The sequence below is a fragment of the Streptomyces sp. NPDC007872 genome (assembly GCF_042868165.1).
Lineage (GTDB): Bacteria > Actinomycetota > Actinomycetes > Streptomycetales > Streptomycetaceae > Streptomyces.
This window is the reverse complement of the sequence record NZ_JBIAEA010000002.1, coordinates 26,765-51,199: the sequence shown is the minus strand read 5'-3', so window position 1 is coordinate 51,199 and position 24,435 is coordinate 26,765. Positions and strand designations below refer to the sequence as shown.

Below are 24,435 nucleotides of genomic sequence, written 5' to 3'. Positions count from 1 at the left end.
TCAGGTGTTGGACCGGGCGGGACCGCGCGCCCGAACCTTGATCCATGCCGCAACCGGACCTCACCCCGACCCCCGCGGGCCCGACGCTCGCACCGCGCTACGCCGACTCCACCCGCACGACCGCCGCCTCCCGCCCGTACGTCCCCGCCACCAGCAAGAGCGTCCGCCGCCCGCACGACCCCGCCCGCACGACCGACGGCCCCACCCGCACGCTCGACACCCCCGCCCGCAAGGCTGACGACCCCGCCCGTACGAACGACGCTCCCGCCCGTACAACCGACACCCCCACCCGCAAGGCCGGCGGCCCCGGCCACCCCACCGGCACCCCCGGCCGCCCGGCCGCCCGCCCCCGCTCCCCCTACCGCCGCCTCTTCGCGCGCCCCGGCGCCCGCGCCTTCGCCGCCTGGGGGCTGGTCGCGCGGCTGCCCGCGGGCATGCTCGGCGTCAGTGCCGTGATCATGATCGCGTCGGTGTACGGCTCCTACGCCCTGGCCGGCGCGGTCACCGCCACCGGGCTCGCCGTCGGCTCCGTCACCGCGCCCCTGATCGCCCGGCTCGTCGACCGGTGCGGGCAGGCCCGGGTCGCGGTCCCGGCCGCCGCGTACGCCTTCCTGGGCCATCTGGTCCTGGCGCTGTGCGTGTACGAGCGGGCCCCGGCGTGGGCGCTGTTCGCGACGGTCGCGGCCACCGCCACCTCGCCGAACACGGGCGGCATGTCCCGGGCCCGCTGGGCGCACCTCCTGCGGGACGACCCGGACGCGCTGCACACCGCGAACTCCTTCGAGCAGGCCGCCGACGAACTCTGCTTCATGCTGGGCCCGGTGCTCGCCGCCGTACTCTGCTCGGCGCTCTTCCCGCAGGCGGGCACGCTCGTCGCCGCCGTCCTCTTCCTCGGCGGGACGCTCCTCTTCGCGGCCCAGCGCGCCACCGAGCCGCCGGTCGCCCCGCGCACCCCGGCGGGCTCCCCGCTGCGCGCGCCCGGCATGGTCCCGCTGCTCGCGGTGTTCCTCGCCACCGGGGCGGTCTTCGGGTCCCTGGAGGTGGTGACGCTCGCGTACGTGGACGGACCCGTCGCCGGACCGGTCCTCGCCCTCCAGGCGGCGGGCTCCTGCGCCGCGGGCCTGCTCTACGGCCGCGCCCGCCGCGCCGCGCGGCTGCGCACCTGCCTGGCCGCGATGGCGGTCCTGATGGCGCTGCCGCTGCTCGCCGCCTCGACCGGCTCGCTGCCCGCCCTGGCCGCCGGCCTGCTGGTCGCGGGCATGGCGACGGCCCCGACGATGGTGACGGGCATGGGCCTGGTCCAGCGCCTCACGCCCCCGGACCGGCTCAACGAGGGCATGACCCTGGCCGTGACCGCCCTCCTCGCGGGCATCGCCACCGGCTCGGCCTCCGGCGGCTGGGCGGCCGACCACGCCCCGTTCCCGTCCTCCGGCTTCCTGATCCCGCTCACGGCGGCGGCCACGGCGCTGGCCCTGTGCGCGGCCTTCCGCACCGACAGCCGCCGGAGAGAGACTGGTACCACTATCCGGTACAAGTGAGGGCTGTAGCTTTCCTCGTCACCGGGTCGACGGAAGGGAACCGCGTCATGTCCATAAGCGCCGGCGAGGCACGGGCCACGCTCTTCCCGCTCATCGAACGCGTCAATGACGACCACGAGCCGGTGCGGATCACCTCCAGGAACGGTGACGCCGTCCTGATGTCCGCCGCCGACTACGACTCGTGGCAGGAGACGGTCCACCTGCTGCGCTCTCCCAAGAACGCCGGGCGCCTCATGGAAGCCGTGGCCCGGGACCGGGAGGGGCGGGCGGCGGTCGCCTCGACCACCGACGACCCGAGGGAGATGGCCGGAGGCGAGGAGTGAGGAGCGTCGCCAAGGAAGTGAAGGTCGTCCAGGCCGGGTACCACTACTGAGACATGACGAAGGCCCGGCGGTCGCGGTGACCGCCGGGCCTTCGCCCACATGGGATGAGTGGAGATGGCGGGAATCGAACCCGCGTCCAACGGTACGGAAACAGAGCTTCTCCGTGTGCAGTCCGCTACGAGTTTCTCAGCCCCGGAGATCACGCGGACAAGTCTCCGACGGGCTCAGTCACTGTTTGATTTCCCTCCAACCCCCGTGACCGGGGCTAGAGGTTTAGATCCCTAGATGACGCCAGGATCCGGGTCGGGACCATCCCCGGGCTGACGCTCCTCACAGAGGCTTCTGTTCGTTACCTGAAATCAGGCAGCGAGGGCGAAGCGGGAGTTATCGCTCTTGGTGTTGGCGATTATTGGTTGCGACATATGGTTTACGAGATCATTGCCGCTTCCTCGACACGCTTCCTCTGCATCGGTATCCGCTGTCGAAACCGATCATCCCCATGTTGATTTTTCAAAGGTCGCACCCGCCGTGGGGTGCGTGCCCCATCGTACGTGACCAACGGCGGCCGTCGCCAGCGTATTCCCAGGAGGCGCTCCCCCGGCTAGAGGGACTGCCCCGCGCGCTGGCGCCGCTTGGCCGCCGCGACGGCGCGGCTGGTCTCCCGCGTGTCCTGCTTCTCGCGCAGGGTCTGGCGCTTGTCGTACTCCTTCTTGCCCTTGGCGAGGGCGATCTCGACCTTGACCCGGCCGTTCAGGAAGTACAGCGCGAGGGGCACGATCGTGTGACCCGTCTCCTGCGCCTTCGACTCCAGCTTGTCGATCTGCTCCCGGTGCAGCAGCAGCTTCCGCTTCCGCTTGGCCGAGTGATTGGTCCAGCTCCCCTGCATGTACTCGGGGACGTGGACGTTGTGCAGCCACGCCTCGCCCCCGTCGATCTGGACGAAGCCGTCGACCAGCGAGGCCCGCCCCATCCGCAGCGACTTCACCTCGGTGCCCATGAGCACCACACCGCACTCGTAGGTGTCGATGATGAGGTAGTCGTGCCGCGCCTTCTTGTTCTGCGCGATCAGCTTGCGCTCCGGCGCCTTGTCCTGGTTCTTCTTGGCAGGCTTGCCCTGCACGTTCACGAGTCCCTTTGCCATAGTGCGGTCATTTTCGCACTACGAGCCCCCTCCGAGGCCACTCAATACCGTCCTCGCCCGCTCCTCGGCCCGCTCCTCCGCCGTCAGGTCCGGGGTGATCCCGCGCCCGTCCACGGCGTGCCCGGCGGGAGTGCGGTAGTGGCCGACGGTCAGCTCGGCGACCGAGCCGTCGGGCAGGGTGCTCGGCATCTGCACCGAGCCCTTGCCGAAGGTCCGGGAGCCGACCGTGACGGCCCTCCCCCGGTCCTGGAGCGCGCCGGTGAGCAGCTCGGCCGCGCTCATGGTGCCCCCGTCGACCAGCGCCACCAGGGGCCGGTCGGTGTCGCCGCCGCCCTCCGCGTACACGGCCCGCTCCTCGCCCTCCACGTCGTACGTGGCGACGAGCCCGCCGTCCAGGAAGGCGGAGGCGGCGGTGGCGGCCTCCGCGACCAGGCCGCCCGCGTTGCCCCGCAGGTCCAGGAGGACGCCGGCGCCGGCCGGGGCCTTCCGCACCGCGTCCCGCACGCGCGTGCCGGCGCCCTTGGTGAAGGCCTCGACCCGGATCAGTACGGCCCCGTCGTCGAGGCGGCGGACGGTCACCGGGTCCGTCGCGAGCCGGGCCCGGCGCAGGGTCTGCGTCCAGACGGCGCGCCCGCGCTCGACCCGCAGGGCGACGGACGAGCCCGACACCCCGTCGCCGCGCAGCAGGGCGACGACCTCGGAGACGGAGAGCCCGTCGACCGGGCGCCCGTCGACGGAGAGGAGCCGGTCGCCGGCGCGGAGCCCGGCCCGGGCGGCGGGGCCGCTGGCCTGGACCCGGGTCACCCGGACCCGGTCGCCGCCGGACCGGCCCGCGGAGAGCCCGACGCCCGTGTAGGCCCCGTCGAGGGCCTGCTCGAACTCCGCGTACTCCCGCTTGTCGTACACCGCGCCCCAGCGGTCGCCGCTGCGGCTGACGAACTCCTCGGCGGCCTGCTTGCCCGACTTCCCGTCGGCCATGGCCGCGGCGGCGGCGCGGCGGAGCGCGGCGCTGTCGACGGGGGCGCGGCCCTGGGGGCCCTGCCCCGCGCCCGGGTGCGCCCCGGCCCGCTTGACCGCCGGTTCCTGCCGGGGCAGCGAGCCCGTGGCGGCGGCGGTGGCGAGGACGCCGGTGAAGACCAACGTCAGAACGGCCCCACGGAGCACTCCGCGGGGCCGGCTACAGAGGAGGTCGGTGCCGTCCGGCATGTCGCCCACTCTAGGACAAGACGATGGCGCCGCACGGGCTTTGGCCGTACGACGCCATCCACCGGCAGGGGTGTCTTCTCACACCTTCAGGTACTTGCGCAGCGCGATGAGAGCCGCCACGGCGGGCATCAGGAGCCCGATGGCGATCACGAGCGGCAGTTTGGCGAGGACCGCGTCCCAGCCGATGAACTGGATCAACTGGACCTTGTCGGCGAGCGCGATGCCGTGGTCGATCAGGAAGTACCGGCCGACGAGCAGCAGCACGCAGGCGACGCCGCCGCCGAGGAGACCGGCGAAGGCGGCCTCCATGATGAACGGCATCTGGATGTAGAAGCTGGACGCGCCGACGAGCCGCATGATCCCCGTCTCGCGGCGGCGGCTGAAGGCCGAGACGCGCACGGTGTTGACGATCAGCATCAGCGCGATGACCAGCATCAGGCCCATGACGCAGAGCGCGGCGATGTTCATGCCGTTCATCAGGTCGAAGAGGTTCTGCAGGATGTTCCGCTGGTCCTGGACCGACTCGACGCCGTCCCGGCCCGCGAAGGCCGTGGCGACCACCTTGTACTTCTCCGGGTCCTTGAGCTTGACCCGGAACGACGAGGGCATCTGGTCCGGCGTCACCACGGAGGCGAGGGCGGTCTCGCCGTACTGCTCCTTGTAGTGCTTGTAGGCCTCGTCGGACGTCTCGTAGTGGACGGACTCGACGATGGCCATGTCCTTCAGGTCGGCCTCGATCTGCTCCTTCTGCTGGCCGGTGACCGCGCCCTTGGGGCACTTCCCGGCCGTGGCCGCGTCGGCCTTGTTGCAGAGGTAGATGGAGACGTTGACCTTGTCGTACCAGTAGTCCTTCATCGTGCTGACCTGCTCGCGCATGAGCAGCGCGCCGCCGAAGAGGGCGAGCGAGAGGGCCACGGAGACGATGACGGCGAAGGTCATCGTGAGATTGCGCCGGAGACCGACGCCGATCTCGGAGAGCACGAACTGAGCGCGCATGGGTCTGCTTTCTCCTACTCGCTACAGGCTCAGTGCTGGTATCCGTAGACGCCGCGCGCCTGGTCGCGGACGAGGCGGCCCTTTTCCAGCTCGATGACGCGCTTGCGCATCTGGTCGACGATGTTCTGGTCGTGGGTCGCCATGACGACGGTGGTTCCCGTCCTGTTGATGCGGTCGAGCAGCTTCATGATGCCGACGGAGGTCTGCGGGTCGAGGTTGCCGGTGGGCTCGTCGGCGATCAGCAGCATCGGGCGGTTCACGAAGGCGCGGGCGATGGCGACGCGCTGCTGCTCACCGCCGGAGAGCTCGCCCGGCATCCGGTCCTCCTTGCCGCCGAGGCCGACCAGGTCGAGCACCTGGGGCACGGCCTTGCGGATCTCGCCGCGCGGCTTGCCGATGACCTCCTGGGCGAAGGCCACGTTCTGGGCCACGGTCTTGTTGGGCAGCAGGCGGAAGTCCTGGAAGACGGTCCCGAGCTGGCGCCGCATGTGCGGCACCTTCCAGTTGGACAGCCGGGCCAGGTCCTTGCCGAGGACGTGCACCTGGCCTTGGCTGGCGCGCTCCTCACGCAGGAGCAGCCGCAGGAAGGTCGACTTTCCGGAGCCGGAGGAACCGACGAGGAAGACGAACTCCCCCTTCTCGACCTCCAGGGACACGTCCCGGAGCGCGGGGCGGTTCTGCTTCGGATAGGACTTGGAGACGTTGTCGAATCGGATCACGGATGCACCACGGTCGGCCGGGAGTAGGTGTGCGTGACCTTACGCGACCGGGGACGGCCCTCGCAGTCGCGGTCCTGGCTTGTGCGGTATATCCTTTTCGCCCTTCCGGGCGGAGCACGACGGGCCGGCGGGGCGCGCCGAAACCGCGCGGAGCTGGCACAGTGGTAGGGGAACGTCCGGACCCCTCCGGTCGTTGCCCTGGTGGGTACCCCCAGTGCGGGAGGAGGAGAGCGCATGACCTACGACCGACTGGTGTGCGCCAACTGCGCGGCCCCGGTCGCCGAGGGCCGCTGCCCCGTCTGCCGCGCGAACCGGGAGCGACTGACCCCGCAGGGTCTTTCCCCCGCCATGCTGCTGACGCTGGCGATCGCCCTTCTGGCGGCGATCGCGCTGCTCGCGGCGGTCCGCACGGCCTAGGAGCCGCCCGGACGGCCCGCACGAGCCGGAGCACGACCGAAGGGCCGGGGAGAGGTCTCCCCGGCCCTTCGTCACGTACGGAGCCGTCAGGCGGCGGTACGGCCGCCGGCGACGAGGCGCGGCAGCATGCGGAAGCCGATGCCACCGGCGATCATGGTCGCGGCGCCGATGACGAGGAACGAGGTCTCGGTCGCGCCGGTCTCGGCGAGCTCCTCCTTGGCCTCACCCTGCTGCACGGGCTGCGAGCCGGCGTTGTTGGTGTCGGGCTTGTTGGTGTCGACGCACTCGGCACCGTCGAGGTCGACGGTGCAGGTACCGGCGTCACCACCGCCGGAGGAACCACCGTTGCCGGAGCCACCGTTGGTGGAGGTGGAGCCGCCGTTGCCGGAGCCACCGTTGTCGGAGGAACCACCGGTGGTGCCGGTGGTGCCGGACGTACCAGTGCTGCCGGTCGTGCCAGTGGTGCCGGTCGTGCCAGTGGTGCCGGACGTGCTCGTCTCGCCCGAGGTGCTGGTCTCGCCCGAGGTGCTGGTCTCGCCCGAGGTGCTCGTCTCACCGGACGTGCTGGTCTCGCCCGAGGTGCTCGTCTCACCGGACGTGCTGGTCTCGCCCGACGTGCTCGTCTCACCGGACGTGCTGGTCTCGCCCGACGTGCTCGTCTCACCGGACGTGCTCGTCTCACCCGACGTGCTCGTCTCACCCGACGTGCTCGTCTCACCGGACGTGCTCGTCTCACCCGACGTGCTCGTCTCACCGGACGTGCTGGTCTCGCCCGACGTGCTGGTCTCACCGGACGTGCTCGTCTCACCCGACGTGCTGGTCTCGCCCGACGCAGTACCACCGCTCGTGTCGGGGTTGCAGATGCCGCCCACTTCCTCGCACGGATCGTTCGGGCCGTTGACCGTCAGGCTGACGATCTCGTCATCGTTGTTGACGGCCTGTGCGGCGCCGGCCGCCGTCAGGGACGCACCGGCGATGATCACGGCACTGGCCGCGACCCGCACCAGGCGGACCCGCGTCTTGTTGGTCATCTGGCTGCTACCCCCAGTAGCTCATCTCGTCATGGGGCAGCGCTCGGGGCCTGCGCGGCAGGGGCGGCGTCACGACTGGACCGGCCCCCGTTCACACGCGCCCCGGCAATGCGCATGCCAGTACGTCACCCTTCCGAGTTTCCGAAGAGGCGTCAAGGTCGTTGCGCGTGCGATGCCCGAAAGATCACCGGCTGACCGACATGCGACGATGCAACTGTGACGTAAACCCTGAACCACGGGCCCCGACACGCCAGTTCCCTTGTCGACAAAGCGTCCTGACGGCCCGTCTTGCGCTTGCGTCAGCGAATAAGCAGGGAACGCGACGGAACGGGACCGGGCCCCGCACCGTGTCGGTGCGGGGCCCGGAAGGAGGGGGCGCGGGACTACTTGTCCTGCTGCTTGCGCCAGCGGATGCCCGCCTCCAGGAAGCCGTCGATCTCGCCGTCCAGGACGGACTGCGGGTTGCCGACCTCGAACTCCGTACGGAGGTCCTTGACCATCTGGTACGGGTGGAGGACGTACGAGCGCATCTGGTTGCCCCAGGAGCTGCCGCTGTCCTTGAGCGCGTCCATCTTGGCGCGCTCCTCCTGGCGCTGGCGCTCCAGGAGCTTGGCCTGGAGGACGTTCATCGCGCTCGCCTTGTTCTGGATCTGGGAGCGCTCGTTCTGGCAGGAGACCACGATGCCGGTCGGGATGTGCGTGATGCGCACGGCCGAGTCGGTCGTGTTGACGCCCTGGCCGCCGGGGCCCGACGCGCGGTAGACGTCGACGCGCAGGTCCGACTCGTCGATCTCGACGTGGTCGGAGGACTCGACGACCGGCAGGACCTCGACGCCGGCGAAGGAGGTCTGGCGGCGCCCCTGGTTGTCGAAGGGCGAGATGCGCACGAGGCGGTGGGTGCCCTGCTCGACGGAGAGCGTGCCGTAGGCGTACGGGGCCTTCACCACGAAGGTGGTCGACTTGATGCCGGCCTCCTCCGCGTACGAGGTCTCGTAGATCTCGGTCGAGTAGCCGTGGCGCTCCGCCCAGCGCAGGTACATGCGCTGGAGCCGCTCGGCGAAGTCGGAGGCGTCGACGCCGCCGGCCTCGGCCCGGATGTTGACCAGGGCCTCGCGCTCGTCGTACTCGCCGGAGAGGAGGGTGCGGACCTCCATCTCGTCGAGGGCCTTGCGGACGGAGACGAGCTCCGCCTCGGCCTCGGCGAGGGTGTCCGGGTCGTCCATCTCCTCGGCGAGCTCGAAGAGCACCCCGAGGTCGTCGATCCGCCCGCGCAGGGTCTCGGCCTTGCGGACCTCGGCCTGGAGGTGCGAAAGCTTGCTCGTGATCTTCTGCGCCGCCTCCGGGTCGTCCCACAGGGACGGGGCCGCGGCCTGCTCTTCGAGCACGGCGATGTCGGCCCTCAGCTTCTCGAGGTCCAGGACGGCCTCGATCGACCCCATGGTCGAGGAGAGGGACTTCAGCTCTTCGGATACGTCGACGACTGCCACGCGTCCAGCGTAACGGCTCCGGGCGGGGAGCCGAACCCGTGACCGCCGGGGGGCGTCCGGCCGGTCTCCCCGGGCCCGGGAGGCCCTACGGGACGGGGGAGGACTGCTTGGTGTCCTGCGGCGGGGCCTCCCCGTCGCCGGACGCCGCGTAGTAGCCGCCGGCGCCCAGCGCGCCCGCGAGGACGACCGCCGCGACGGCGAGGGTGATCCGGCGCTTGCGGATCGCGCCCGCCTTGTGGCGGGCCGAGCCGGGGCGCCGGGCGCCCGCGGGGCGGGGGGCCCGGGCGGTGCCCAGGGGGCCGCCGGAGAGCTCGTCGGGGGCCGGGACCCGCATGGAGGTGTGGGTGTCGCGGTGGGAGTCGGCGGAGGCGCCGGGGACCAGCGGGACGGCGGCCCGGCGGGGGCCGGGCTCGGCGGCGCCCGCCGCGGTGGCGTACCCGTCCTCCTCGTACGGCTCCGGGGCCGGCTCCGCGTCGGGCTCGTCCACGTCCAGGGGCGGGATGCCCTTGAGGAGCGGCAGGACGTCCTTGAGGCGGGCGGCGAGCTCGGAGGCGCGCAGCCGGGAGGCCGGGGCCTTGGCGAGGCACTGCACCAGGAGCTGCCACAGCTCCTCGGGGATGCCGGGGAGCGGGACGACGGTCTCGGTGACGTGGCGGCGCAGGACCGCGCCGGGGTGGCCGCCGCCGAACGGGGTGAAGCCGGCGAGCAGCTCGTACAGGACGGTCGCGAGGGCGTAGATGTCGACGGCGGCGCGGGGCGGGAGGCCCTCGACGATCTCGGGGGCGAGGTAGTCGGGGGTGCCGATGATCCGGGTGGCCTTGGTGCGGCCGGGGGTGTCGATGAGCTTGGCGACGCCGAAGTCGGTGAGGAGGGCGGGGTGGGCGCCGCCGGGACCGAGCGGGCCCTCCATGTCGAGCAGGATGTTCTCGGGCTTGACGTCCCGGTGGACGACCCCGGCGGCGTGCGCGGCGGCCAGGGCGTCGGCGACGTCGGCGACGATCGCGACGGCGGCCTCGGGGGCCAGTCGGCGCTCGCGGTCGAGGCGGGTGCGCAGGTCGGTGCCGCGCACGAGGTCCATGACGAGGGCGAGGTCGTTGCCGTCGACGACGAGGTCGCGGACCTTGACCACGCGCGGGTGGTCGAGTCCGAGCAGGGCGGTCCGCTCCCCGACGAAGCGGCCGACGAGCTCCTGGTCGGACGCCAGGTCCTCGCGCAGCAGTTTGACGGCGACGGGCCCCTCGGGGCCCTCGCCGAGCCACACCGTTCCGGCGCTGCCCCGCCCGAGGATCTGGTGGGCGGTGTAGCGGCTGCCGATGTTCCGTGCCAAGACTGCTCCCTCAGCGGCTGCGGTTCACGCCAAACGTACGCGTCCGCGGGCGCCGGTCGTCACTTCCGAGGGGAAAACGACCCTCGGAAGTCGACAAATCACCAGTATTACTGTCCCGTACCGCCGGTAGCACCCGTTCCGGTGCCGCTGTTCGCACTGTCGAACAGGTCGGAGACCCAACCGGTGAACGACGAGACGCCGTCGCCGATCGCCTCCCAGTAGCCCTTGCCCTCGGCGATCCAGCTCTGGAGCGGGGTCAGCTCCCAGACGAGCCAGCCGGCGACCACGAACAGGACGATCATGACCAGGCAGCCCTTGAGGCAGCCGAGGCCCGGGATGCGCACCGGGTTGGCGCTGCGCCGGCGCGGCTCGCGCGGCGGGCGCGGCTCGCGGGGCGCGGGGGCCTGGGGCGGCGGCTGCGGGGGCGCGTACTGCTGCCGGGGCGGGGCGTACTGCTGCTGCGGGGCGGGCGGCGGCGGGGGCGCGTACTGCTGGGGCTGGTGCTGCGGCTGGTACGGCTGGGGTGCGGGCCGCTGCGGGGCCGGGCGCTGCTGCCGCTGCTGGTTCTGCGGGGGGTGCGGGGGCTGCTGCGGCTGGCGCTGCGGGCGCCGGCGCAGCGGGTCCTGGCTCGGGTCCAGGTACTGCACCTGCGTCTGCTCGTTGCGGTCGCGGGCGGCGCGCAGTTGGCCCTGCCAGGGGTGCGGCTCGTCGGACCGCGCCCCCTGTCCGGCCTGCGGCGGGCCCGGCGGTACGGGGGGCATGACGGCCGTCGGGTCGGCGCCGCCCGGGCCGCTCGTCGGCAGGACGCTGGTCGCGCCGGCGGGGTCGTACTGCGGCGGGGCGCCGGCGGGCAGCACCTGGGTCGGGTCGGCGGCCCCGGGGGTCTCCGGGACCGGCGCGGGCGCCGGGTCGGGGGCGAGGAGCGCCGCGACGCCGTCCGCCGCCTCGATCTGGGCGGGCGTGGCGTGCACGCCGATGCCGGCGGCGACCGCGCGCAGGCCGCGCGCGAGGTTCACGGCGCTCGGGCGCCGGTCGGGGCCCTTGCTGAGGCAGCGCTCTATGACCGTCCACAGCGGGCCGGGCACGGTCGAGGGGCGGCGCGGCTCCTCGCTGAGGTGGCGGTGGAGGACCTCCAGGGCCGTGCCGCCCGCGAACGGCGGCCGGCCGGTGACCAGTTCGTAGAGGAGGATGCCCGCGCCGTAGATGTCGACGGCGGAGGTCTGCGGGCGGCCCTCGGCGGACTCGGGCGCCACGTACGCGGGCGTGCCGACGAACTCGTGGGTGCGGGTCAGGCCCGGGGAGTCGGCGAGGCGGGCGATGCCGAAGTCGGTCAGCATCGGGTGCATCTGGCCGTTCTGCTCGGCGAGCAGGACGTTGGCGGGCTTCAGGTCGCGGTGGACGACGCCGTCCGCGTGGCTGGCGGCGAGCGCGTCGGCGATCTGGGCGGTGAGGAGCGCGGCGGCGACCGGGGTGAGCGGTCCGCTCTCCCGGATGTACCGGTGCAGGTCGGGGCCCTCGACGAGGTCCATGACGAGGGCCAGGACGTCGCCCTCGACGACCAGGTCGCGGGTGCGCACGATGTTCGGGTGGGTGAGCCGGAGCAGCACGGACCGCTCGCGCAGGAAGCGCATCACGATGTCCGGGTCGTTGGCCAGCTCCTCCTTGAGGACCTTGATCGCGACGGTCTCGCCGGGCTGGCCGGCCACGGCCGCCTCGGCACCCGCCGTCTCCCGCTGGCGGGCCCGCCAGACGGTGCCCGTGGCGCCGCGGCCGAGCGGCTCCTCGAGCAGGTACTTGCTGCCGATAGGCCGCACGTCACGCGCTCCCTGCTGATCGTGGTCCCGGTGTGGTTCCCGTGGTGTCCCCGCGGTCCCTGTCCTCTGTGGTGACCCGTCCGGGTGTCCGACCCACTTTAGGGCCTGTGGGGCCGATCATGGCCGGTGCCGGACGGGTCGCGGGCCGGTTGTCCACAGGCCTCTCCCGGGGGCGGCTCCGACCGGAGATGTCCGGAATGGGCTCGGGTTCTGTCCGGAAGAAGACGCTTGTCCGAGCACTTCGGTTGCCGGGCATGTTCCGAAGGCATGCTCAACCAGGCACTTTTGCGTCCACAGCCGACCATTCAAGATCACTTACGGCCGACCGGCGGGCGCGCTGTCGGTGGCAGGTGCGAGGATGCCTCCAGCACGTCGCACCGATGGGGTCGGGAGCCCCGCGCCGTGCCGACCTGTACCGGGCTACGCGTCCGTGTCGGGCGGGGGGAGGCACCGGGCGGTTCCCCTGCCGGGCACGTCGCGCAGAAGGGACCGCTGACGGCGATGCAGATCCGGTTGACCGTCCTCGCGCCGCACGCCGGCCACGGCGCCGGGCGCGCCTGCGACGTGCTCGTCACGGCCCCCGCCGGGACGGCGCTCTCCGCCGTGGCCTCCCCGCTGGCCGCCGCCGTCACGGGTCCCGAGGCCTCCGCCTCGGGCACGACCGTGCTCTACGCGGGCGCGGAGCGGCTGGACGGCCGGCGCTGCGTGCTCGGCGAGCCCCCGCTGGTCGACGGCGCCGTCCTCTCGCTCCAGCTCCCGGGCCCCGACGACCGGGCCGGGGAGGCCGCGGCCGCCCGGCTGCACGTGGTGGCCGGACCGGACGCGGGCGGGGTGCACCTGCTGCACGGCGGAGCGATCAGAATCGGCCGTTCCGTCGACGCCGACGTCCCGCTCGACGACCCGGACGTCTCCCGCGCGCACTGCACGGTGACGGTCGGCGCGGACGGCCGGGTCACGGTCGCCGACCGCGGCTCGACGAACGGCACGACCCTCGACGGCGCCCCCGTCGGCGAGCGCCCCGTCCGGCTCCGCCCGGGCGCGCTGCTGCGCCTCGGCGAGTCCGCCCTCCGCCTGACGGGCCCCGGCGACGGCCTCCCCGGCGGTACGGACGCGGTGGCGACGACCCCGGACGGCGAGGGGCACCTGCGGCTCACGCGCGGGCCCGGCGGACCGGGCCTGCCGGGCCCGGCGGGCGGTCCGGGGACGGCTCCCGGCGGCCCCGGAACGGCTCCTCGCGGCCCGGCGGCCGACGACACGACCCACGGCGGCGGACACGCGCACGCGTGGGGCGGCGACGCGGCGGACGGCGACCCGTACGGAAGCGGTCGCGGCGGCTCGTACGACAGCGGGCACGGGGACGGTCACGGCGACCCGTACGGCGGTGCGCGGGGCTCCGCCCGCGACCACCACGACTCCGGCGGCCACGGGCGCGACGGACACGGTGACGGTGACGAGGGTTACGGGCGCGACGGCGACTCCCGCGACCCGTACGGCCACGGCGGCGCCGGAAGCGGCGGGGCCCCGGCGGCCCGGGCCGCGACCGCGCCGCGGGCGGGCGGCAGGCGCGGGCTCGGCGCCTGGGCCCGGCGCCTCGCCGGGGGCCGCGAGGAGCTCCCGGCCCCCGCCGCCGGAGCCGACCCCGTCCCCGGCACCCACGCGGGCGCCCGGCAGGGCCCCGACTCCCGGGACGGCGCCCGCGGGCCCGTGCCCGGCGCCGACACCTGGCCCGACCCGGCGACCGTCCTGCTCACCGCCCTCGGCCCCGGCCGCCGGCTCTGGGAGCGGGACCCGGACCACCCCGAGTTCCTCGCGGTCCGGCTCGGCACCACGGACCGCGCCGAGCTCTCCGGGGTCCCGGTCACCGTCGGGCTGCGCGAGACGGGTTCGCTCGGCCTCGCGGGCCCCGGCGACCGGCTCGCCGGGTTCGCCCGCTCGGTGGTGGCCCAGCTCGCCGCCCTGCACTCCCCCTCCGACCTGGAGATCGTCCTCGTCAGCGCCGACCGGAACCGGCCCCTGGAGGAGCGGCGCCGCGCCTGGGGCTGGCTCGGCTGGCTCCCGCACGTCCGGCCGGCCCACGGCCAGGACTGCCGGCTGCTCCTGGCCTACGACCGCGACCAGGCCCACGCGCGTACGTCCGAACTGACCCGGCGGCTCGACGACGGCCCGCTCGGGCCCGGCTGGCCCAGCGCCGACCGCGCGTCCGTCGCGGAGGCCGCCGCCCGTCACGAGGGGCCCCGGACGGTCGTCGTCGTGGACGGCGACCCCGGCACGGCGGCGCTGCGCGAGACCGTGGCGCGGCTCGCGGGGGCCGGGGCCGCCGCCGGCATCCACCTCCTCTGTCTCGCCGAGGCGCCCTCCGCCTCCCCGGTCTCGCCGGTGGCCGCGACCTACGAGGCCGCGTGCGCCGCGTCCCTCGCGTTCCGCGAGTGCGGGGCCGCGGCGCTCCTGAGCGGGGACGTGGCGACGGCGCTGCGGCTGCTGCGGACCGCGGGCGGGCGCGTCGCGGGCCACGGCACCGTCGGCGTGGTCGACGCGGTCTCCGTCGCCTGGGCCGAGCGGTTCGGGCGGGCCCTCGCCCCGCTGCGGCCGGAGACCCCGGCGGCGCCGCACGGGCGGGCCGCCGCGCTGCCCCCGTCCTCCCGGCTGCTCGACGAGCTGGGCCTCGCCCGGGCCACCCCCGCCTCCCTGATGGCCCGCTGGGCCTCCGCCGGGGACGGGACGGCCGTCCTGGGCGCGGGCCCGCACGGCCCGCTGGCCGTGGACCTCACCCAGGAGGGGCCGCACCTGCTGATCGAGGGCCCGGCGGGCAGCGGGCGCACGGAGCTGCTCCGCTCGATCGCCGCCTCGCTCGCGGCGGGCGGCCGCCCCGACCGGCTCGGCCTGCTCCTCGTGGACGGGGCGGGCGGCGAGCGCGGCGAGGGCCTCGCGGCCTGTACGGAGCTGCCGCACGTCATCGAGCACCTGGTCGCCTCGGACCCGGTCCGGATGCGGGAGTTCGCGCAGGCGCTCGGGGCCGAGCTGAAGCGGCGGGCCGAGCTCCTGGGCGACACCCCCTTCGCCGACCGCCGGGGCGCCCGCGCCCCGCAGGTGGCCGAGCGGCTGATCGGCCAGCGCACCCCGAGCGCGGCGGAGTCCGTCCCCCGGGGCGCCCGCGCGACCGTCCGCCTCCCGGACACCGGCGACCACCCCAGCGGCCGCACCCTCCGCACGGGCGACGGCACGATCGGCGCCCTCCCGAGCGGCCGGAGCACCCGCACGCCGTACGCGAGCCCGGAGGACACGCCGGGCCGGGGCGGGTACCCCGGCGGGGGCGACCCGGACGGCCGCGGCAGCGGGAGGAGCCCGTACCCGGGCGCGGACGACGTTCCCGACCGCCCGAGCGGCCGGAGCCCGTACCCCGGCGGGGACGACCTCGGCGGCCGGGCGAGCGGCCGCACCCTCCGTACGAACGCCGGTGACCTCGGCGACCGTCCGAGCGGGCGCGTGTCCCGCGCCGGGGCCGACGACCTCGACGGCCGCGCGAGCGGACGGAGCCCGTACCCGGGCACCGACGACGCGACCGGCCGGGTGTCGCGCCCCGGCGCGGGCGACCTGGACGGCCGCGCGAGCGGGCGCACCCTCCGCACCGATGACGGCGACCGCCCGAGCGGACGCGTGTCCCGTGCCGGAAGCGGTGCGGACACGTTCCTGACCGACACGCCCAGCGGGCGGCTGCCGCGCCGTGACGGCGGGGGCGGCCCGGAGGACCGCGTCGGCGGCCGTACGCTCCGGACCGGCGCGGGCGACCTCCACGGCCGCGCGAGCGGGCGCGTGCCCCGTGCGGGAGCCGACGACCTGAACGGCCGCCCGAGCAGCCGCACCCTCCGCACCGGCGAGGAGGACCCCGACGGCCGCATGCCCCGCACCGGAACCGGCGACCTCACCGACCGTCCCGGCGGACGCGTACCCCGCGTCGAGGACTCCGGCGTCCGGATCCCCCGGCCCGCCTCGGGCGAGGCGGCGGCGGGGAGTGGCCGGGTGGTCGGGGCGCTGCCTCGGCTGGTCGTGCTCGTCGACGACTTCGACGCCCTGGTCGCGCCCGCGCTCGGCGCCCCCGGGCGGCCGGCCGCCGGGTCCGTCGTGCGGGCCCTGGAGGCCGTCGCCCGGCACGGCGAGCGGCTCGGCGTGCACCTCGTCGTGGCCTCGGCCCGCCCGGACCGCACGGCCGACACCGAGCCGGCCCACAGCGCCCGGCTGCGGATCGTGCTCGACGCGCCCCCGGTGACGGCGGGACCGGACGTCCCGGCGGCCGGCCGGGGCCGGCTCGGGCATCCGGACGGCCGGGTGACCCCCTTCCAGGCGGGCCGCGTCACCGGCCGGATCCCCCGGACGGCGACGCTCCGGCCCACGGTCGTCCCGCTGGAGTGGGAGCGGATGGGCGACCCGCCCGCCCGCCGCCCGGTGCGCGAGCTGGGCAACGGACCGACGGACCTGGCCCTCCTCGCGAGCGCGCTCGACCGCGCGGCCCGCTCGGTGGAGGCGACGCCCGTGGCGCCCCTCTCCTCTCCCGCGACGTCCGCCGGAAACCACTCCTGACGTCACGTCACGAGCCAATCACGATCCACCACTTGACACGGAAGGCGGTATTGCGGCCCCGCATCACCGGGCGTAGACCTGTCGGCACGGGACAGCTCAGCGCACGAAGGAGACGGGGCAGCAATGCGTACAACTCTTCGTCCACGCAAGGCCGGGGTGACCTTCACGGCACTCACGACGCTCGCCGCACTCGCCCTCGCGGGCTGCGGCGACGGGGGCACGGAGGAGCCGGAGGCGAAACCCACCGGCGCCCTCCCGCTGAAGGGCCAGAAGATCGAGGTCGCCGCCGTCTGGACGGGCCCGGAGCAGGAGAACTTCACCAAGGTCCTGAAGGAGTTCGAGCGGCGGACCGGCGCGACGGTGACGTTCGTGCCCGCCCAGGACCCGATCGTGAACTTCCTCGGGACGAAGATCGCGGGCGGCTCCCCGCCCGACGTGGCGATGCTCCCGCAGGTGGGCGCGATCCAGCAGGCCGCCGCCCAGAAGTGGCTCAAGCCGGTCGGCCCGGAGGCGAAGGCCCAGTTGGCCGCGAACTACTCGCGCGGCTGGCAGGAGCTCGGCGCGGTGGACGGCACCCAGTACGGCGTCTACTTCAAGGCCGCCAACAAGTCCCTGGTCTGGTACAACACGGCCGTCTTCGAGAACGCGGGCGCGGCCGAGCCGAAGACCTGGAAGGAGTTCCTGACCACCGCCGAGACCATATCGGCCTCCGGCGTCACGCCGGTCTCGGTCGGCGGCGCGGACGGCTGGACCCTCACGGACTGGTTCGAGAACGTCTACCTCTCCCAGGCGGGCCCGGAGAAGTACGACCGGCTGGCGAAGCACGAGATCAAGTGGACGGACCCGTCGGTCGCCGCCGCCCTGACCACGCTCGCCGAGCTGTTCGGCAAGCCGTCGCTGCTCGCGGGCGGCACGAGCGGCGCCTTGCAGACGGAGTACCCGGCCTCGGTCACGCAGACCTTCACCGGCGGCGCCGAGCCGAAGGGCGCGATGGTCTTCGAGGGCGACTTCGCCGCCGTCAACATCGCCCAGACCGAGGCGAAGATCGGCACGGACGCGAAGGTCTTCCCCTTCCCGAAGGTCGGGGACGCCGGGACCGTGCCCGTGGTGACGGCCGGCGACGCGGCCGTGGCCCTCAAGGACACCAAGGGCGCGCAGGCGCTGCTCGCCTTCCTCGCCTCCCCGGACGCGGCGAAGATCTGGGCGGGCGCGGGCGGCTTCCTCTCGCCGAACAAGAACCTGGACCCGGCGGCGTACCCGAACGACGTCCAGCGCGAGATCGCCAAGGCCCTGACAGGCGCCGGTGACGACTTCCGCTTCGACATGTCGGACCAGATGCCGCAGTCGTTCGGCGGGACGCCCGGCAAGGGCGAGTGGAAGGCGCTCCAGGACTTCCTGAAGAACCCGAAGGACGTCGCCGGGGCCCAGGCGCGTCTGGAGGCGGACGCGGCGAAGGCGTACCGGGCCGCCGCGAAGGGCTGAGGTACCGGCGATGTCCTCCACCACCGCCCCGCGCGCGGGGAGCACGGCCGGAACGGACGGGCCCGGGAGGAGAACGGGGAAGGGGGACGGGCGGCGGAGCCGGGTCGTGGCGGCGGGGTTCCTGCTGCCCGCCCTGCTCCTGCTCGGCGCGCTCGTCGTCTACCCGATCGGTTACTCCGTCCAGCGCTCGCTCTTCGACCGCTCCGGCTCCTCCTTCGTCGGCCTCGACAACTACCTGTCCCTGGTCACCGACGACTCCCTCCGCACGGCCGTCGAGAACAACCTGATCTGGCTGGTGGTGGCCCCGGCGGTCGCCACCGCCCTCGGTCTGGTCTTCGCGGTCCTGACCGAACGCGTCCGCTGGGGAACGGCGTTCAAGCTGCTCGTCTTCATGCCGATGGCGATCTCGATGCTGGCCGCCGGGATCATCTTCCGGCTGGTGTACGAGCAGGACCCGGACCGGGGCGTCGCGAACGCCGTCTGGGTCGGCGTCCACGACACCTTCGCCGAGTCCTCCGTCTTCCCGAAGGCCAGACCGCTGCCCGTGCACCCGCTGAAGGCGGCCGGGGGCGGCGCGTACGTCACGAAGGAACCGGTGCGGGCCGGGCAGCCCGTACGGCTCCCGCTGGTCGGCGTGGCCCCGGCGCAGATGCCGGAGGGCGCGCGCCCGGCCGCCGAGCCCGCCGGCACGGATCCGGGCGCGGTCACCGGCACGGCCTGGCTGGACTTCACCCGGGGCGGCGGCGGGCGGCCGAACGAGGTCGACCCGGCCGAACGGGGCCTCGCGGGGCTGCGGATCGAGGCCGTACGGGACGGGAAGGTGGTCGCCACGGCGACGGCCGCGGCCGACGGCACGTTCGCGCTGCCCGCCGACCGCGCGGACGGGGCCGTGCTCCGGTTGCCCGCGAGCAACTTCCGGGAGCAGTACAACGGCGTCGAGTGGCTGGGCCCCTCGCTCGTCACGCCCGCGATCATCGGGGCGTACGTGTGGATGTGGGCCGGGTTCGCGATGGTGCTCATCGGGGCCGGGCTCGCGGCCGTGCCGCGCGAGCTGCTCGAAGCGGCGCGGGTGGACGGGGCGAACGAGTGGCAGGTGTTCCGCCGGATCACGGTGCCGCTCCTGGCGCCGGTCCTCGCGGTCGTCCTCGTCACCCTGATGATCAACGTGTTGAAGATCTTCGACCTGGTCTTCGTGATCGCGCCGGGCTCGGCGCAGGACGACGCGAACGTGCTCGCGCTCCAGTTGTACCGCTCGTCCTTCGGCACGGACGCGGACCTCGGGGTCGGTTCGGCCATCGCCGTGCTGCTGCTCCTGCTCGTGGTCCCGGTGATGGTGCTCAACGTCCGCCGCATGCGCAGGGAGGCCCGCCGATGAACGGAACCCAGGTGCGGCCCTCCCGCTCCCCGGCGGCGCGGGTCGCGTCCGTGGCCGCGTCCGGCGCGGTCCGGGTCTTCCTCGTCCTGGCGGGCCTGTTCTGGCTGCTGCCGACGGTCGGGCTGCTGCTCTCCTCGCTCCGCTCGCCGTCCGACATCGCGGCGAGCGGCTGGTGGGAGGTGTTCACGGCCCCGGCCCGGCTGACCACGGAGAACTACGCCCATCTGCTGGCGAACGACACGATCACCGGTTCGCTGCTCAACACCGTCCTGATCACCGTCCCGGCGACGCTGCTCGTCCTGGTGATCGGCTCGCTCGCCGGGTACGCGTTCGCGTGGCTGGAGTTCCCGGGCCGGGACTGGTGGTTCCTGGGCGTGGTCGCCCTGCTGGTGGTGCCGGTGCAGGTGGCCCTGGTCCCGGTGTCGAAGCTGTTCGGGGTGGTCGGGCTCTTCGAGACGACCGCCGGGGTGGTCCTCTTCCACACGGCCTTCGGCCTGCCGTTCGCGATCTTCCTGCTGCGGAACTTCTTCGCGGAGATCCCGCGCGAGCTCCTGGAGGCGGCGCGGCTCGACGGGGCGGGCGAGATCCGGCTGTTCACCCGGGTGGTGCTGCCGCTCGGCGGCCCGGCGATCGCCTCGCTCGGCATCTTCCAGTTCCTGTGGGTCTGGAACGACATGCTGATCGCCCTGATCTTCGCGGACTCGCAGTCGCCGCCGATCACGGTGGCGCTCCAGCAGCAGGTGCGGCAGTTCGGCAACAACGTGGACGTGCTCGCGCCGGGCGCGTTCCTGTCGATGGTGGTGCCGCTGGTGGTCTTCTTCGCGTTCCAGCGCCAGTTCGCGTCGGGGGTGATGGCGGGCGCGGTGAAGTGACCCCTCCTCGCGGGCTGAGCCCGTGAGCGCGCGGGGTCAGCCCGTGAGGGCCGCCACCGCCGAGCGCGCGAGGTCGTCGACGTACCCCGGGGGCGGCGGGGTGCGGACGACGACGAGGCGCCAGTAGAGCGGTCCGGCGATCAGGTCGAGGGCCCGGTCCGGGTCGGCCCCCTCGGGGAGGTCGCCGCGCGCGACGGCCTCGCGGACGATCCGGGCGACGACGCCCTGCTGTCCGTCGAGCAGCGCGGCCTTGACGGCCTCGGCGATCTCGGGGTGCCGGGCGGCCTCGACGAGGAGGTCGGGAACGACCCGGGAGACGACCGGGTGGCTCAGGGCGTGCGCGGCCACGTCGAGGAGGGCGCGCACGTCCCCGTACAGGGAGCCGGTGGCGGGCGCCGGCAGGCCCTGGGCGGCGAAGGCGCCGACGAGGTCGAGGACGAGGGAGAGCTTGGACTTCCAGCGCCGGTAGACGGCGGTCTTGCCGACGCCCGCGCGGCGCGCGATCCCCTCGATGGACATCCGGGCGAAGCCGACGGCTGCGAGCTCCTCGAAGACGGCGGCGCGGATGGCCTCGGTCACGTCCTCGCGGAGTACGGCGGCTCCGGCGGGGGCGCGGCGGGGGGTCGGTTCGGTCATGAACGGCATCCTAACCAACGGTGACGTGACGACGATACGGTTGCGTTCCGTCGTGGAGCGTCCTACTGTCCCCGTAGCGACGATACGAGACCGTCCCGTCGCAACCGGCAGCCATGCCCGACCCGCCGCGACCGGCGACCGTGCCCCGTCCCGTCCCGTCGCCGATGCCGCACCACCCTCCACGCCCCACCTCGCCCCGTACCGAAAGCCCGCCCCGGAGCCCGCCCATGACCACCACCCTCGCGCCACCCCCGCCACACACCACTCCGCCCCCGTCGCGGACCACCCCACCCCCGCCGCGGACCGCCCCTCCCTCCGAGGACCTCCGCGCCCTCGCCCTCCGCCACGGCCTGACCGTCAGCGGGGCCCGTCCTCCGCTCCCCGCGTACGTCCGGCAGCTCTGGGCCCGCCGCGACTTCATCGCCGCCTTCGCGACCGCCCGGCTGACCGCGCAGTACAGCCAGGCGCGCCTCGGCCAGCTCTGGCAGGTGGCGACCCCGCTGCTCAACGCGGCCGTCTACTACCTGATCTTCGGCGTGTTCATGAACGCCGAGCACGGCGTGCCCGACTACGTGCCCTTCCTGATCACCGGCGTCTTCGTGTGGACCTTCACCGCCAACACGCTCATGGCCGGCACCCGGGCGATCAGCGGCAACCTCGGCCTGGTCCGCGCCCTGCACTTCCCGCGCGCGAGCCTGCCGCTCTCGCTCGCCCTCCAGCAGCTCCAGCAGTTGCTGCTCTCGCTCGCCGCGCTCGTCGCGATCCTCCTCTGCTGCGGCGAGTTCCCCCGGTGGAGCTGGCTGCTCGCCGTCCCGGCGCTCGCCCTCCAGACCCTGTTCAACACGGGCCTGGCGCTCGTCCTGGCCCGGATCGCGGCCCGCACCCCGGACATCGGCCAGTTGATGCCGTTCGCGCTCCGCACCTGGATGTACGCCTCGGGCGCCATGTGGTCGATCGGGAACCTGGCGCACGGCGGGCGCTTCCCCGAGGGCGTGGTGCTCGCCCTCCGGTGCAACCCGGCGGCGGTCTACATCGACCTCGTGCGCTTCGCCCTGATCGCGAGCCACGGCCCGGACCGGCTGCCGCCGCACGTCTGGGCGCTCGCCGCCGTCTGGGCCGCGCTGGCCTTCGCGGGCGGGTTCCTGTGGTTCTGGCAGGCGGAGGAGACGTACGGCCGTGGCTGAGACGCGCGAGCAGGAGAGGGTCCCGACCGTCGTGGCCGACGGCGTCCACGTCACGTACACCGTGCACGGACACGGGCAGGACCAGCGGCGCGGCGGCCGGTGGAGGAGGCCCCCGGCCGGCCGCCGGGTCCACGCCGTCAAGGGGGTCGGCTTCGTCGCGTACCGGGGCGAGGCGATCGGCCTGATCGGTTCGAACGGCTCGGGGAAGTCGACCCTCCTGAAGGCCGTCGCGGGGCTCCTGCCCGTCGACCGGGGCCGGATCTACACGCACGGCCGCCCCTCCCTCCTCGGCGTCGACGCGGTCCTGATGAACGACCTGACGGGCGAGCGGAACGTGGTCCTCGGCGGCCTCGCCACGGGCATGAGCCGCGCGGAGGTCCGCGAGCGCTACGACGGGATCGTCGACTTCTCGGGCGTGAACGAGAAGGACGACGCGATCTCCCGCCCGATGCGGACGTACTCCTCCGGGATGGCGGCCCGGCTGCGCTTCTCCATCGCCGCCGCGCGGAGCCACGACGTGCTGCTCGTCGACGAGGCCCTGGCCACCGGCGACGCGCGCTTCCGGCGCCGGAGCCGGCAGCGGATCGACGAACTGCGGGCGGAGGCCGGGACGGTCTTCCTGGTCAGCCACTCGAACGCCACCGTCGTGGAGACCTGCGGGCGCGCCCCGTGGCTGGAGGCGGGGACCCTCCGGATGGACGGCCCGGCGCGGGAGGTGGTGGCGGCGTACGAGGAGTTCACCGCGTCAGGGGCGAAGACCACGGGCAAACGAGACATTACGGTCTAAAGTGCGGTGGGGTGACGAACGATCAGCCGCAGACCCCCCACCCGGCCGGCACCGAGCCCCCCGACTCCGCCCCGTCCGGCTCCCCCCCGCCCGGCCCCCTCGCGTCCGCCCCCACCGCCACCGGCCCCCTCGCGACCGGCCCCACCGCGACCGGCTCCACCGCGTCCGACCCCACCGCCGGCTCCCCCCGCCCCACCAGTACGGCCACCGAACCCCCCGCCCTCACCCGCTCCCCCTTCACCTCGGAGACCTTCACCTCCGCCACCTTCGTCACGGTCGGCAGCGGCCCCCGGCTCGCGCTCGCCGCCGTCTGGCTCCTCACCCGGGCCGGCATGCTCCTGCTGCTCCTCCGCGACGACCTCGGCATCGGCGGCGTGGCCCGCGAGGTGGCGCTCTACGAGCACTGGTACGGGAAGTTCGCCGCGGGCACCTTCCCGCCCGGCGACGCCACCTGGCAGTACCCGCCGGGGGCCGGGCTGGTGATCATGTCCCCCGGCGCCCTCCCCTGGCTCACCTACTTCCAGGCCTTCCTCACCCTCACCCTCCTCGCCGACGCGGTCGTCACCCTCGCGCTCGCCCGCGCCGACGGCGCCCGCCTCACCCACGGCGCCTGGATCTGGGTCTGCGGCCTGCCGCTCCTCCTCCACCTCCCCCTCGCCCGGTACGACGTCCAGACCACCGCCCTCGCCGTCCTCGCCCTGCTCGCCCTCACCGCCCGCAGGACCGCCGCCCACCAGCTCGGCGGGGCGCTCGCCGGGATCGGCGCGATGGTCAAGGTGTGGCCGGCGCTGGCCCTCCTCGGCACCCCCAGGGGCCGTACCACCCGGGAGGCGTGGACCGCCGCCGCCGTCACCGCCGTCGCGCTCCTCGCCACCCTCGCGTTCTTCTTCTCCGAGTCGCTCGGCTTCCTGCGGCAGCAGGGCGACCGGGGCATCCAGATCGAGTCCCTGGGCGGCACGGCCCTCGCGCTCGCCCGGTCCGCCGGCATCTGGCCGGGGACCGTCGAGTTCCGCTACGGCGCCCTGGAGTACGTCGGCCCGTACGTCTCCACCCTGGGCCACCTCTCCCTGCTGCTCACCGCCGCCGCCCTGTGCTGGCTGGTCCTCTGGCGCGTCCGGGCCCACCGCTGGACGCCCGCCACCCCGTACGACACGGCGTTCGCCGCCGTCCTGCTCTTCACCGTCACCAGCCGGGTGATCAGCCCCCAGTACATGATCTGGCTGCTCGGGCTCGCCGCCGTCTGCCTGACCTCCCGGGAGACCGTGATGCGCCCGGTGGCACTGCTGCTGCTCCCGGCGGCGGCGCTGAGCGCGCTCGCGTACCCCGTCCTCTACTTCGACGTCATCGACGGCACCGCCACGGGCCTCGCCGTCATGGTGCTCCGCAACGGCCTGCTGCTCGCCGCGACCCTGCTCGCCGCCCGCCGCCTGTGGACCTCGACGGTCGCCGCCGCGCCGGAGGAATGAGCCCGCCGGAAAGGACCCGTGAAGAGGCGAGGGGCCCCGCCGGAGAACCGGCGGGGCCC

General features: G+C 74.1%; 19 protein-coding genes and 1 other RNA gene. 10 read left to right on the top strand and 10 right to left on the bottom strand.

The features are described 5' to 3' along the window. Nucleotides 1–44: 44 nt before the first annotated feature. Both ACFYNX_RS05440 and ACFYNX_RS05435 read left to right on the top strand, forming a co-directional pair. Nucleotides 45–1,538: an MFS transporter gene (locus ACFYNX_RS05440; RefSeq protein ID WP_388657957.1), complete on the top strand. Its 1,494-nt coding sequence runs from the start codon at nt 45–47 to the stop codon at nt 1,536–1,538. A gap of 47 nt (nt 1,539–1,585) precedes the next feature. Continuing rightward, nucleotides 1,586–1,861 carry a type II toxin-antitoxin system Phd/YefM family antitoxin gene (locus ACFYNX_RS05435; protein WP_388657954.1) on the top strand — a complete coding sequence of 92 codons (276 nt, stop codon included), beginning with the start codon at nt 1,586–1,588 and terminating at the stop codon, nt 1,859–1,861. Between the two features lie 106 nt (nt 1,862–1,967). Here the strand turns inward: ACFYNX_RS05435 and ssrA are convergent. The 5 genes from ssrA to ftsE form a co-directional block, all read right to left on the bottom strand. After that, nucleotides 1,968–2,360, bottom strand: a transfer-messenger RNA (tmRNA) gene (gene ssrA, locus ACFYNX_RS05430). Nucleotides 2,361–2,462: 102 nt separating this feature from the next. After that, nucleotides 2,463–3,002, bottom strand: a complete 540-nt coding sequence (gene smpB / locus ACFYNX_RS05425) for an SsrA-binding protein SmpB (RefSeq protein ID WP_388657951.1) — start codon at nt 3,000–3,002, stop codon at nt 2,463–2,465. An 18-nt stretch (nt 3,003–3,020) separates the two neighbouring features. After that, complete coding sequence (locus ACFYNX_RS05420; RefSeq protein WP_388657949.1) at nt 3,021–4,208, bottom strand: S41 family peptidase; 1,188 nt, start codon at nt 4,206–4,208, stop codon at nt 3,021–3,023. Nucleotides 4,209–4,286: 78 nt separating this feature from the next. Beyond that, nucleotides 4,287–5,204 carry a permease-like cell division protein FtsX gene (gene ftsX, locus ACFYNX_RS05415; RefSeq protein WP_365538869.1) on the bottom strand — a complete coding sequence of 306 codons (918 nt, stop codon included), beginning with the start codon at nt 5,202–5,204 and terminating at the stop codon, nt 4,287–4,289. Between the two features lie 29 nt (nt 5,205–5,233). Then, on the bottom strand, nt 5,234–5,923 hold the full coding sequence (gene ftsE / locus ACFYNX_RS05410) for a cell division ATP-binding protein FtsE (protein WP_030209919.1): 690 nt from the start codon (nt 5,921–5,923) through the stop codon (nt 5,234–5,236). Between the two features lie 234 nt (nt 5,924–6,157). On the opposite strand from ftsE, the gene ACFYNX_RS05405 reads away from it, so the two are divergent. Beyond that, entirely contained in the window at nt 6,158–6,340 is a 183-nt protein-coding gene (locus ACFYNX_RS05405) for a hypothetical protein (protein ID WP_030209918.1), read from the top strand. Nucleotides 6,341–6,426: 86 nt separating this feature from the next. Here the strand turns inward: ACFYNX_RS05405 and ACFYNX_RS05400 are convergent, their stop codons facing one another. From ACFYNX_RS05400 to ACFYNX_RS05385, 4 genes are all read right to left on the bottom strand, one after another. Then, entirely contained in the window at nt 6,427–7,371 is a 945-nt protein-coding gene (locus ACFYNX_RS05400; RefSeq protein WP_388657944.1) for a hypothetical protein, read from the bottom strand. Nucleotides 7,372–7,754: 383 nt separating this feature from the next. Further along, nucleotides 7,755–8,858 carry a peptide chain release factor 2 gene (prfB, locus tag ACFYNX_RS05395; protein ID WP_125659075.1) on the bottom strand — a complete coding sequence of 368 codons (1,104 nt, stop codon included), beginning with the start codon at nt 8,856–8,858 and terminating at the stop codon, nt 7,755–7,757. An 85-nt stretch (nt 8,859–8,943) separates the two neighbouring features. Beyond that, complete coding sequence (locus ACFYNX_RS05390) at nt 8,944–10,185, bottom strand: serine/threonine-protein kinase (RefSeq protein ID WP_365538875.1); 1,242 nt, start codon at nt 10,183–10,185, stop codon at nt 8,944–8,946. Between the two features lie 107 nt (nt 10,186–10,292). Beyond that, on the bottom strand, nt 10,293–11,999 hold the full coding sequence (locus ACFYNX_RS05385) for a serine/threonine-protein kinase (RefSeq protein WP_388657941.1): 1,707 nt from the start codon (nt 11,997–11,999) through the stop codon (nt 10,293–10,295). Nucleotides 12,000–12,500: 501 nt separating this feature from the next. On the opposite strand from ACFYNX_RS05385, the gene ACFYNX_RS05380 reads away from it, so the two are divergent. From ACFYNX_RS05380 to ACFYNX_RS05365, 4 genes are all read left to right on the top strand, one after another. After that, nucleotides 12,501–16,574, top strand: coding sequence for an FtsK/SpoIIIE domain-containing protein (locus ACFYNX_RS05380; RefSeq protein WP_388657938.1), 4,074 nt, complete (start codon nt 12,501–12,503; stop codon nt 16,572–16,574). Nucleotides 16,575–16,697: 123 nt separating this feature from the next. Then, the gene (locus ACFYNX_RS05375; RefSeq protein ID WP_388657935.1) at nt 16,698–18,056 is read left to right on the top strand and encodes an ABC transporter substrate-binding protein; all 1,359 of its coding nucleotides are present in this window, start codon (nt 16,698–16,700) and stop codon (nt 18,054–18,056) included. Between the two features lie 10 nt (nt 18,057–18,066). Next, on the top strand, nt 18,067–19,431 hold the full coding sequence (locus ACFYNX_RS05370) for a carbohydrate ABC transporter permease (RefSeq protein ID WP_388657932.1): 1,365 nt from the start codon (nt 18,067–18,069) through the stop codon (nt 19,429–19,431). Further along, nucleotides 19,428–20,303: a carbohydrate ABC transporter permease gene (locus tag ACFYNX_RS05365; RefSeq protein ID WP_365538889.1), complete on the top strand. Its 876-nt coding sequence runs from the start codon at nt 19,428–19,430 to the stop codon at nt 20,301–20,303. Before ACFYNX_RS05370 ends, ACFYNX_RS05365 begins: the two co-directional genes overlap by 4 nt. Nucleotides 20,304–20,339: 36 nt before the next feature. Here the strand turns inward: ACFYNX_RS05365 and ACFYNX_RS05360 are convergent, their stop codons facing one another. Then, nucleotides 20,340–20,939 carry a TetR/AcrR family transcriptional regulator gene (locus ACFYNX_RS05360; protein WP_388657929.1) on the bottom strand — a complete coding sequence of 200 codons (600 nt, stop codon included), beginning with the start codon at nt 20,937–20,939 and terminating at the stop codon, nt 20,340–20,342. A 227-nt stretch (nt 20,940–21,166) separates the two neighbouring features. Between ACFYNX_RS05360 and ACFYNX_RS05355 the strand changes: the two genes are divergently transcribed. Genes ACFYNX_RS05355 through ACFYNX_RS05345 form a run of 3 tightly spaced genes read left to right on the top strand, consistent with a single transcriptional unit; the run spans nt 21,167 to nt 24,376 of the window. Then, nucleotides 21,167–22,123 (top strand): ABC transporter permease, encoded by a 957-nt coding sequence (locus tag ACFYNX_RS05355; RefSeq protein WP_388657926.1) that lies wholly within the window; start codon nt 21,167–21,169, stop codon nt 22,121–22,123. Then, entirely contained in the window at nt 22,116–22,910 is a 795-nt protein-coding gene (locus tag ACFYNX_RS05350) for an ABC transporter ATP-binding protein (protein ID WP_388657923.1), read from the top strand. Before ACFYNX_RS05355 ends, ACFYNX_RS05350 begins: the two co-directional genes overlap by 8 nt. A gap of 11 nt (nt 22,911–22,921) precedes the next feature. Next, a complete protein-coding gene (locus tag ACFYNX_RS05345) occupies nt 22,922–24,376 on the top strand; it encodes a glycosyltransferase 87 family protein (RefSeq protein WP_388657921.1) in 1,455 nt (484 codons plus the stop codon). Nucleotides 24,377–24,435: the final 59 nt, after the last annotated feature.